14 protein-coding genes are annotated in these 10,194 nt (G+C 51.6%); 9 read left to right on the top strand and 5 right to left on the bottom strand.

Annotated elements, in window-relative coordinates; translation table 11 throughout:
* The first annotated feature begins 280 nt into the window (after positions 1–280).
* From ghrA to QLG21_RS20490, 4 genes are all read left to right on the top strand, one after another.
* Positions 281–1,219: a glyoxylate/hydroxypyruvate reductase GhrA gene (ghrA, locus tag QLG21_RS20475; RefSeq protein WP_282485116.1), complete on the top strand. Its 939-nt coding sequence runs from the start codon at positions 281–283 to the stop codon at positions 1,217–1,219.
* Between the two features lie 84 nt (positions 1,220–1,303).
* On the top strand, positions 1,304–2,041 hold the full coding sequence (locus QLG21_RS20480; protein WP_006174623.1) for a phosphatase: 738 nt from the start codon (positions 1,304–1,306) through the stop codon (positions 2,039–2,041).
* Between the two features lie 20 nt (positions 2,042–2,061).
* Positions 2,062–2,616: a molecular chaperone gene (locus tag QLG21_RS20485; RefSeq protein ID WP_137903817.1), complete on the top strand. Its 555-nt coding sequence runs from the start codon at positions 2,062–2,064 to the stop codon at positions 2,614–2,616.
* 96 nt (positions 2,617–2,712) lie between these two features.
* Positions 2,713–3,195, top strand: a complete 483-nt coding sequence (locus QLG21_RS20490) for a DUF1097 domain-containing protein (protein WP_072208775.1) — start codon at positions 2,713–2,715, stop codon at positions 3,193–3,195.
* Between the two features lie 44 nt (positions 3,196–3,239).
* Here the strand turns inward: QLG21_RS20490 and csgG are convergent, their stop codons facing one another.
* Genes csgG through csgD form a run of 4 tightly spaced genes read right to left on the bottom strand, consistent with a single transcriptional unit; the run spans position 3,240 to position 5,581 of the window.
* Complete coding sequence (gene csgG / locus QLG21_RS20495) at positions 3,240–4,073, bottom strand: curli production assembly/transport protein CsgG (protein WP_282485117.1); 834 nt, start codon at positions 4,071–4,073, stop codon at positions 3,240–3,242.
* Between the two features lie 26 nt (positions 4,074–4,099).
* Positions 4,100–4,513 (bottom strand): curli production assembly/transport protein CsgF, encoded by a 414-nt coding sequence (csgF, locus tag QLG21_RS20500; RefSeq protein WP_042319506.1) that lies wholly within the window; start codon positions 4,511–4,513, stop codon positions 4,100–4,102.
* Positions 4,514–4,536: 23 nt separating this feature from the next.
* A complete protein-coding gene (gene csgE / locus QLG21_RS20505; protein WP_137903814.1) occupies positions 4,537–4,926 on the bottom strand; it encodes a curli production assembly/transport protein CsgE in 390 nt (129 codons plus the stop codon).
* A 4-nt stretch (positions 4,927–4,930) separates the two neighbouring features.
* A complete protein-coding gene (csgD, locus tag QLG21_RS20510) occupies positions 4,931–5,581 on the bottom strand; it encodes a biofilm master transcriptional regulator CsgD (RefSeq protein ID WP_006174629.1) in 651 nt (216 codons plus the stop codon).
* A 750-nt stretch (positions 5,582–6,331) separates the two neighbouring features.
* On the opposite strand from csgD, the gene csgB reads away from it, so the two are divergent.
* The 5 genes from csgB (at position 6,332) to ymdB (ending at position 8,804) form a co-directional block, all read left to right on the top strand.
* Positions 6,332–6,787 (top strand): curli minor subunit CsgB, encoded by a 456-nt coding sequence (gene csgB / locus QLG21_RS20515; protein ID WP_006174631.1) that lies wholly within the window; start codon positions 6,332–6,334, stop codon positions 6,785–6,787.
* Positions 6,788–6,828: 41 nt separating this feature from the next.
* The gene (gene csgA, locus QLG21_RS20520) at positions 6,829–7,278 is read left to right on the top strand and encodes a curli major subunit CsgA (protein ID WP_006174632.1); all 450 of its coding nucleotides are present in this window, start codon (positions 6,829–6,831) and stop codon (positions 7,276–7,278) included.
* 60 nt (positions 7,279–7,338) lie between these two features.
* The gene (csgC, locus tag QLG21_RS20525) at positions 7,339–7,662 is read left to right on the top strand and encodes a curli assembly chaperone CsgC (protein ID WP_058609166.1); all 324 of its coding nucleotides are present in this window, start codon (positions 7,339–7,341) and stop codon (positions 7,660–7,662) included.
* Between the two features lie 173 nt (positions 7,663–7,835).
* The gene (locus QLG21_RS20530; RefSeq protein ID WP_006174634.1) at positions 7,836–8,156 is read left to right on the top strand and encodes a hypothetical protein; all 321 of its coding nucleotides are present in this window, start codon (positions 7,836–7,838) and stop codon (positions 8,154–8,156) included.
* A 102-nt stretch (positions 8,157–8,258) separates the two neighbouring features.
* Positions 8,259–8,804, top strand: coding sequence for an O-acetyl-ADP-ribose deacetylase (ymdB, locus tag QLG21_RS20535; RefSeq protein ID WP_137903813.1), 546 nt, complete (start codon positions 8,259–8,261; stop codon positions 8,802–8,804).
* 33 nt (positions 8,805–8,837) lie between these two features.
* Here ymdB and mdoC read toward each other — a convergent pair whose 3' ends face one another.
* Complete coding sequence (gene mdoC / locus QLG21_RS20540) at positions 8,838–9,974, bottom strand: glucans biosynthesis protein MdoC (protein ID WP_088207519.1); 1,137 nt, start codon at positions 9,972–9,974, stop codon at positions 8,838–8,840.
* Positions 9,975–10,194 lie beyond the last annotated feature (220 nt).

The raw sequence follows: 10,194 nt of genomic DNA on the forward strand, positions 1-10,194 counted from the left end.
TATACACACTTTCCAGGCGTGCTCCTTCAGCCACTCGGACACCTCACCATATTGTCATCCCGTTGTTGTCGGGACGGGCGCTAATGTAAGGAAAAGCCGAACTGCCGTCAACTCACTTTTTCAGTAATGTCGTGCGTTTAGACAAACTTCAGGCAACCTGATTCCTAAATGCACGGAAACCGTCTTTTTTATCAGCAACGCGGATGACGATGAAATTTGTTATGCTGGCAATCCAGTTGAAAATGAAAATAAAACAGCGCAATAAAAGGCAGGAATGACTATGGATATTATTTTCTATCACCCCACTTTTGATACGGCTTACTGGATTAAAGCACTTTCAGCGGCGCTGCCGGGCGCACGGGTACGTGAGTGGAAACGCGGCGATAACGACCATGCTGACTATGCGCTGGTCTGGCACCCGCCGGTAGAAATGCTGCAGGGCCGCGAGCTGAAAGCCGTATTTGCCCTGGGCGCTGGCGTGGATTCGATCCTCAGTAAACTGAAAGCCCACCCGGAAATGCTGCCGGAACATGTTCCGCTGTTCCGCCTGGAAGACACCGGCATGGGTCAGCAAATGCAGGAGTATGCAGTGAGCCAGGTGCTGCACTGGTTCCGCCGTTTTGATGACTATCAGGCGTTGAAACAGCAGGCCCGCTGGGAGCCGCTGCCTGAGTACCCCCGCGAGACCTTCACGATTGGTCTTCTCGGGGCCGGCGTACTGGGATCGAAAGTGGCCGAAGCCCTTGCCCCGTGGGGGTTCCCGCTGCGCTGCTGGAGCCGCAGCCGCAAGGATTATCCGGGCGTTGTCAGCTTTGCAGGAACACAGGAGCTGCCAACGTTCCTGAAAGACACCCGCGTGTTGATAAACCTGTTGCCAAATACTGCTGAAACCGTGGGCATCATCAACGGCGAACTGCTGAACCAGCTGGCAGACCAGAGCTACGTCATGAACCTCGCGCGTGGCGTTCACCTTGTGGAAGCCGATCTGATTAAAGCTCTGGACAGCGGTAAGCTGAAAGGTGCAATGCTCGATGTCTACAGCCGTGAACCGTTGCCAGAAGAAAGCCCGCTGTGGGCGCACCCGCGGGTGGCGATGACGCCGCACATCGCGGCGGTCACGCGGCCTGCCGAAGCCGTGGCGTACATTTCTCACACCATCAGCGAGATTGAAAAAGGAAAAACCGTCACCGGGCAGGTCGACAGACAGCGTGGATACTGACAGTAACCCGGCGTTAGCCGGGTTTTTGCTAATATTCGCCGCTGATAACTGCTATCCTTTGAAAAAATAGCCGAGGAGAGAAAGATGTATCCCGTTGACCTGCATATGCACACCGTCGCCAGCACTCACGCCTACAGCACCCTTCATGACTACATCGCGCAAGCAAAGCGTAAAGGCATCAAGCTGTTTGCCATTACCGATCACGGTCCTGATATGGCTGATGCACCGCACTACTGGCACTTTGTGAATATGCGTATTTGGCCACGCCTGGTAGACGGCGTCGGGATACTGCGCGGCATCGAAGCGAACATTAAGAATACTGACGGTGAAATTGACTGCACCGGCCCGATGCTGACCTCGCTGGATTTAATTATTGCCGGCTTCCATGAGCCGGTTTTTGCGCCGCAGGACAAAGAGACCAACACCGCGGCGATGATTGCCACCATTGCCAGCGGCAATGTGCATATCATCAGCCATCCGGGAAACCCGAAGTACCCTGTTGATATCGAGGCGGTTGCGCAGGCTGCGGCGAAACACCGCGTGGCGCTGGAGATAAACAACTCCTCTTTCGTTCACTCCCGCAAGGGAAGTGAAGCTAACTGCCGCAACATTGCTGCGGCGGTACGGGATGCTGGCGGCATGGTAGCCCTGGGATCCGATTCACACACGGCGTTTACCCTCGGCGATTTCAGCGAGTGCCTGAAGGTGCTGAATGACGTTGGGTTCCCGGAGGAGCGGATCCTGAACGTCACCCCGCGCCGCATGCTTGATTTTCTGGAATCGCGCGGAATGGCGCCGATCGATGAATTTGTCGACCTTTAATTACGTAACGGAATAAAAAAATGAATGAGTTTTCCATCCTCTGCCGCGTGCTGGGTACGCTCTATTATCGTCAGCCGCAGGATCCGCTGCTGGTTCCGCTCTTCACGCTGATTCGTGAAGGGAAGCTGGCGCAGAACTGGCCGCTGGAACAGGATGCGTTACTGGAGCGGCTGCAGAAAAGCTGCGATATGCAGCAGATTTCAACCGACTACAATGCCCTGTTTGTGGGCGACGAGTGTCGCGTTTCGCCGTATCGCTCTGCGTGGCAGGAAGGCGCAACGGAAGCGGAAGTGCGCGCCTTTTTATCCGAGCGCGGTATGCCGCTGACGGATACCCCGGCCGACCACATCGGGACGCTGCTGCTGGCGGCCTCCTGGATTGAAGATCATGCGGGTGACGATGAAAATGACGCCATCCAGACCCTGTTTGAAGAATACCTGCTGCCGTGGTGTGGCACCTTCCTCGGTAAAGTGGAAGCGCACGCGACGTCTCCGTTCTGGCGAACACTGGCCCCGCTGACCCGTGACGCTATTGCCGCGATGTGGGATGAACTGGAAGAAGAGAACGAAGAGTGATCTGAATCACATAAGTTCTGCAACGATACATTTCAGCTTGCACATAATGTGCTCATGATCGCATTTTCATGGCGCGCTTCTGCTAATATGCGCGCCATGAACATATTACTCTGCATTGCACTTACAACAGGCATTCTCTCCGGGCTGTGGGGATGGGTGGCCGTGTCTCTTGGTTTGCTGAGCTGGGCCGGTTTCCTGGGCTGCACTGCCTATTTCGCCTGCCCTCAGGGCGGCCTGAAAGGGCTGTTTATCTCAGGCTGTACGTTGATGAGCGGTGTTGTCTGGGCGATGGTGATCATGAAGGGCAGCGCGCTGGCACCGCACCTCGAGATTCTGGGGTATGTCATGACGGGCGTGGTGGCCTTTTTGATGTGCGTTCAGGCGAAACATCTTCTGCTGTCGTTTGTCCCGGGTACCTTTATGGGCGCCTGCGCAACCTTTGCAGGGCAGGGTGACTGGCAGCTGGTGGTGCCATCGCTGGTGCTGGGCTTACTGTTTGGTTATGCGATGAAAAACAGCGGCCTCTGGCTGGCTGCCCGGCGGGAGCGAACGCAAAACGCCACGGCACTCAGTGAATAAAAAAAAGGCGAGATAACGTTCTCGCCTTTTTTATGCGCGTCGGATCAGGATTCCGGCGGAACGGACATTTCGCGGTATTTTACCAGAACCGGGTTTTTCGCTTCGGCCTTGTTCTGCAGATCCCACAGTCCGCGGTCGATCCCGTCGTTAATCAGGAAGATGACCCCCGTTTCGATGGCGGACATCAGACACATCATCACCGGTTCGTTAGAGGTATAGCCAATTTCACCCTCAAGCAAGCGCTGGTAGTCGATGAAGCGGAACACCCCAGCCTGCACCTCATACGAGAGGATGGTTTTGCTGGTGGTGACCGACGACAGCACCTCCCCGGTACTGACGTTGACCACGCGCAGGTTCACCGCTATTTGATCAAGTTGATACTGGGTATCTGCCCCAATACCAAAATAGCGCGCACCCACGCCGCCGGATTTAACGTTGGTTTCATAACCGATTATCGAGCCTTCGATCATGACGTTGGCCGCCGCCAGCGATTGCAGCGGCATACGGTTGTTATTCGCCACGGTGCCATTTTCCTGCGCGGCACGAATGATTTTACGCTCGTTCAGCAGGTTCTGTAGCCCCTGACGTTCCAGCGGAATAAACCAGCGTGAATCCTTCAGAGCGGTGACCAGCATCGCGGTGGCGCTTTGCGGCACAGCCGTAGAGAAGTTACTGGCCGGATAAGGCTTAAACTGTCCCGTTTCATCCTGAATATTGTAAACCGAGACGAATATCTTTCCGGTAGGCGACGGGAGATGCGTTAAATCACGATAGCTCTGGGCCCGAGGCATTAATGTCGGTTTTGCACCTTCTTTTGGCGGAGCAGTTAAACATCCGCTTAATAAGCACACTGCAACAATTAACAGGAAGCGCTGCATGGTCGTTGTCCTTATTTCGTGGTTGTTTAGAAATCAGCGGCGTTATTTTGTAAACCGGACACCTGGATGGTGGATGTTTTCCCCGTTTTACGATCCGTCACGTTGAGCTGAAGCTGTCCGTCTTTATTGGCAATATCGACAATAAAGTCATTCGTCACCATTCGCCCGGGTTTACCGGTATTAATATTGGTGAGTAAGCCGCCTAAAATCTGTGATTGAATCGCCTGGGTGAAGTTGTCCAGCGCGGAGGGCGTATCAACGCTGTAGTCCTCATAGCTGGGGTCTTTGTACGAGTTTTGAGCCTGAGCTTCGTTGAGCAGAAACGCCCCGTTGTTAGGGTTGCCACCAAAGTTAGGGTTACGAAACTGGAACGTCATATTCCCGGCCCAGCTTACAGGTGTAATAAGCATTAACGAAACCACTGCATATGCAATACGCATGACAGCCTCCGAATAGTGGGTGACTAGAATTCGTCTTTTGCTAAATCGCGGGTGCTTAATAGCGCTTTATCTATTTGCAGGCGATTAATAGCGTCTTCAGTTTGTGCCAGTGCTAAGTCAACGTTTTTATCGAAGTCTATTCTGGTGGGAAATAAAAATGTCTGGTAAATAACGTCCTGATTGGCCGTTATGGTTATCCAGCTTCCCCATCGCGCACTGGGCCGTTCGTTAATCGTGATATTTCCAGGATACGACGTGTCCCATTTATCGCTAAAAGCACGGTAAAAATTGTGCCCGACGGACGAGACGGTGTGGTCAGTTAACAGCCCGGGAACTTCAACCTCTACGGCCTGGAGGTTCCCGGCAGCGAGCAGAATGCCCGCTGCGGCAATCCAACTCAACGTGCGTTTCATATTATTAACGCCTGAGGTTATCGTTTGCCCATGACACCGCCTGGGTCCGGTTTTTAACGGCTATCTTCTTGAAAAGATTATAAAGATGCGTCTTTACCGTATTTTCGCTGATAAATAACGAACGGGCGATTTCAATATTGGAGGCGCCTATGCGCAACTTGTTGAGGATCTCTTTCTCACGGTGAGTAAGAAGGGCAGATTCTGAACTGTTGTAGCGATAGTTTCCGGAATGGGTGATGAGATAGCTGGCAAGCTTCTGCGAAAAATAACATTCACCGCGCAATATCCCCTGCAGCCCTTCAACGACACGGCCTTCCTCTTCAGTGACGTAAAAAACGCCATTGATATGCGGCCAGCTTTCAATGTCTCTGAACGGATACTCATCAGGGGTATTCAATAACAGCACGCGGATATTATTGTTTTTCCTGCTTAAGTTATCTTGCCAGTAATGGATAAGCTTTTTATCTGCTTCCATCATATCGAGAAGAATAATGCTGCCTGAGGCAATATCATCAAAAGAGCGTTGAATATTGTGCAGTTTACCGTTCAGTGCAAGCGATTGCTTTAAATGCTGTAATAAAGCAGTCGCTTGTAAAGAAGGCTTGGTGATCAACAGTAATGTATGACCCTGTAAACTATGGACTTCATTAAACATGATGAAACCCCACTTTTTAGGACACCTGGCAGCTGCCCTCTTAATTAAAAGAGGGCACCAGAAGTACTGACAGATGTTGCACTGCTGTGTGTAGAATCAGACCATAACCTCCAGCAGGAGGTAAATATAAAACGAATTGCTTACTTCTGATTTCAATCTAGCTATTACGAATTTTAAAGCAAGTGTTAATGGTGTAACAAGATGTAAAAATCAATATTAATTTGTGAAAATCGAAGCGAGGAATTGCGGGGATTTGATAGGAAAGTTGTACAGATAAATAATTGTGGACAGTTTTTAAAAATCATACAAATAAATGTATACCGATGATTTTAATACGATATATTTTTTCCCTCTCTCTTCTGTAAAGGTATGAGTCACCAAAAAAATCTACGCCATAAAAATCCATGGGAATCGTCTTAAGAAAACGCGCTTTGTGTCACGACGTGAACAGGAATGTGTTCAGCGAAGCGGTAAAAAGGCCTCGGATAAGGCTCGGTGGCTGTTTTGCTAGCGGTATGCAGGGCTGAAAGAAAACGCGCAATTAAAGCTTACGTTATCTGAGTGCAGCGCTTTTTGGCTTTAATTAATACTTTGAGGTGATGCCTTAAATAAAAATAAGCCGCGCGGGTGAGATATTTAAAATGTTTCGGCGGACATACTCATCACCGTAACGACGCGTTAACAAAATGATGAATGAGTTAACACGAGGTCACATCACTGTTGATATATAGCCAGGTCCAGGGTGACAACATGAAAAACAGCTCGTTATTTATGATGTTTACATTACTGGGAGTGCCTGGGTTTGTCACCGCGGCAGGTTCAGATTTAGCACATGCTGAATATAACTTCGCGGTGAATGAATTAAGTCGTTCCTCATTAAATCAGGCAGCCATTATTGGTCAGCAGGGCGTAAATAATGACGCTCAGGTTCGGCAGGGCGGTTCTAAATTACTGTCTGTTGTCTCCCAGGAGGGGACAGGAAACCGAGCGAGAGTTGATCAATCAGGGACTTATAACTTTGCCTATATCGCGCAGAGTGGCAGTTCGAACGATGCGAGTATTACGCAAGGGGCATTTGGTAACACGGCGATGATTATCCAGAAAGGCTCGGGTAATAAAGCCAATATTACGCAGTACGGTACGCAGAAAACCGCAGTTGTAGTGCAAAGACAGTCGCAAATGGCCATTCGCGTTATTCAACGCTAGCTGTTTCGCGGCGACTTTAATCAATCCGATGGGGGTTTACCATGAAATTTATCAAAGTGGCAGCACTTGCAGCAATCGTCGTTTCAGGTAGTGCTATGGCAGGTCTTATTAATCAAGGCGGCTGGGGTCATGGTGGCGGTCATAATAATAATGGTCCTGATTCAACCCTGAGCATTTACCAGTACGGCGGCGGTAACTCAGCTCTTGCACTGCAATCAGACGCCCGGGATTCCTCCCTGAGCATCAGCCAGAGCGGTGGCGGTAACGGCGCGGATGTCGGACAAGGTTCCGATGACAGCACCATTACCCTGACCCAGAACGGTTTCGGTAACAGCGCAACGCTCGATCAGTGGAATGGTAAAGACTCCACAATGACCGTGAGCCAGTTTGGTGGTGGTAACGGTGCGGCGGTTGATCAAACGGCTTCCGGCTCTACTGTGACTGTTCAGCAGGTTGGCTTCGGTAACAACGCGACAGCGCATCAGTATTAAGACAAACTTCAGTTCGACATAAAACAGGGCCTGCGCCCTGTTTTTTTTCGGGAGTTCATCATGCATACCTTAGTCCTCCTTGCTGCGCTCTCCAGCCAAATTACCTTCAAAACCTCGCAAGAGGGCGAGATGACCACCATCATTCCGCAGGTCACCCTGACGCACGCCTGTCTTTGTCAGGTACATATTGATTTTAGCCGCCATGGACTGGGGGGCAACAGCACCTCGACGCAGCGAAATACCTTAAATATTCCCGCCAATCAGCCGATAGATCTTTCACGCCTGAGCGTTAATATTCACGCCCTCGACTCGGTAACGCTTGTAGTGACTGTCTCCGACGGCGAATCGTTACATTTAACGCAACGCTGGCCGTCCTCTGAGTGATGACGTCATAATATTCATCAAATCAATAATTTGTGTGAGATGGCGCCACCCGGGAGTTATTACTATGATCATGAGAGCGGCGCTACGTGGCCGCAAGGGATCAGAGTGACGTTTTGGCTGTACCAAGGAACATATCAACCCCTCAAGGACGATTTATCATTGAGGAGCTACCGATGGCTGCGTCCATTTCCCGATTCATCTCTGGCATTGCTTTTATCTGTACCGCTGCGCTAACTCCCGCGATGGCGGCCACCACGGCGCAGGGCGGCGTGATCCACTTCCGCGGGCAGATCGTGGAAGACCCTTGCGTGGTAAACCCTCAACATCAGAAATTTGCGTTAACCTGCCCTCAAAACGGGCGGATGCAAACAACGCACATCAGTTATCAGGATGCCCTGGATGGACATCACACGTCTGCAAATACGGTGCAGGTCAGCATGAAGTACCTGGATCCAGAGAAGAAATTAGCGGTCGTTGAACTCGACTACCGTTGAGTCTTTCTTGCCCCCATCTCAGGCCGGGGGCCATTCAAATCCCTTTTTCATTGAATTCCCTCTGCTATACACTGAACCGAAAGGTGGAGAGCAGGGGGAAATATGAAACCACAAATAGAGATCGTCCAGGGCGATATCACCACGCTACGGGTTGACGTGATCGTCAACGCGGCAAATCCATCGTTAATGGGGGGCGGGGGTGTTGATGGTGCCATCCATCGGGCTGCCGGACCGCAGCTGCTTGAAGCCTGTAAGGTGGTGCGCCAGCAGCAGGGCGAGTGCCCGCCGGGGCATGCTGTCATTACGCTCGCGGGCGATTTGAACGCCAAAGCCGTCATCCACGCCGTGGGGCCTGTCTGGCACGGTGGAGACCGCAACGAGGCCAGCATACTGGAAGAGACCTACCGCAACTGCCTGCGCCTCGCGGCTGATAATGGCTATAACACCATGGCGTTTCCGGCCATCAGTACGGGCGTGTACGGCTATCCGAAAGCCGAGGCCGCCAGGATAGCCGTGAACACGGTTTACCACTATCTCTCGCTCAAGCCTGTGCCGGAGAAGGTCATTTTTGTCTGTTTTGATGAAGAGACGGCGCGTCTGTATGGGCAGATGCTGATCCAGCGCGAGCAGGAGTTAGGTATCGGATAAAAAAAGCGGCGCCAGATGGGCGCCGCTCTGCTATCAGGCTTTAACCTGCGGTTTGCCGGAGAAGAGGAAACGCAACAGCGGGATCCGCAGGTGGATCTCGTACAGCACAATCGCAATCCCTATCACAAAGACCAGCCCGGTAAAGAAGCCCACCGTATTCGAGGCAATGTGCGGGGTGATAAACGCCCCGAAGAACAGCGTTAACGGGTGATGCACCAGATAAATAAACAATGACGCATTGACGAAATAAGTGACGCGGCTGGATTTAAAATTCAGCAGGCGATGGCCCAGGGCGAATACCACGTTCACCATCCACAGCCCCATGAGCGTGGTAATCACGCTCTCGGTTTCATACATCCACGCGTCGCCGCTGCCGTAGCGTTGGTTCAGCAGATAGGCTGCAAACGCCAGCGCCGCGCCCGCCGCACACCACGGAGAAGGGGTCGTGAAGAGCGATTTCAGCTGCGGATAGATAAACGCCAGCGCCCCAATCAGGAAGAAGGGGAGGTAGAACAGCGTTTGCATAACGACGAAATTAAACAGCCCGTCGCTCAGAATCGGTGGGTAGACGATAAACAACGTGCGTCTGATGGCGGCATAGATTATGCCCAGCACCAGAAAGAGCAGCGACAGTTTGCCGAGGGTAATGTTGGCAAAGAACGCATCGGATTTTTCGCTGACGTGGCGGCGCAGCCGGGAAAAGATCACCAGACTCACCGTAGTGAGCACGACCAGCACCAGCAGGAACCAGAGGTGAGAAACAAGTTCCCAGACCAGGGTGTTGTACTTCTCATACAGCGAAAGCGTAGGCCAGTTTGCCGCCTTACCGTTGACATACTGCAGCATAATAAATTGCGGCAGCGTAAGCAGGGGAATGGCGGTTAACATCGGGATGCCCACGCGCTCCACGCGCACCTTCCACCAGCGCTTAAGCGGATAGCGCAGGAAAAGCATGTAGGAGAAGTAGCCCGAGATGACGAAAAACACCTGCATACGGAAGGCGTGAATAAAGTCATTAAACAGCGTAAGCCACCAGGAAGGTGCAAGGCTGTTAACGTGCCAGGTGTGGCTCGAGTAAATCAGTGAAATATGGAACGGGATCCCTAAGAGCATCAACCATGCCCGGATCGAGTCGAGGAAATATTCGCGTTGTACGGGTGTTGTGCTCATATAACTTTGTGCATTCTCAGACTTTTCGCCTTATCCCTAAGACTCATAATGGTTACATTCGGAGCCAACCCTACACCAAGACCGACACCCTGTCTCCAGGATAAGCACGCAAAGTGAAAAGCGGGTTCTTTCATTTGCTTAATCCATGAGCCAGCGAGCTGAACAAAGCAGTGATAATGTTGTCGGATTGCCTGAGTTTCCATTAAAATGGATCGGATCG

It is taken from the genome of Enterobacter sp. V87_3 (assembly GCF_029967835.1).
Taxonomy (GTDB): domain Bacteria; phylum Pseudomonadota; class Gammaproteobacteria; order Enterobacterales; family Enterobacteriaceae; genus Enterobacter; species Enterobacter cancerogenus.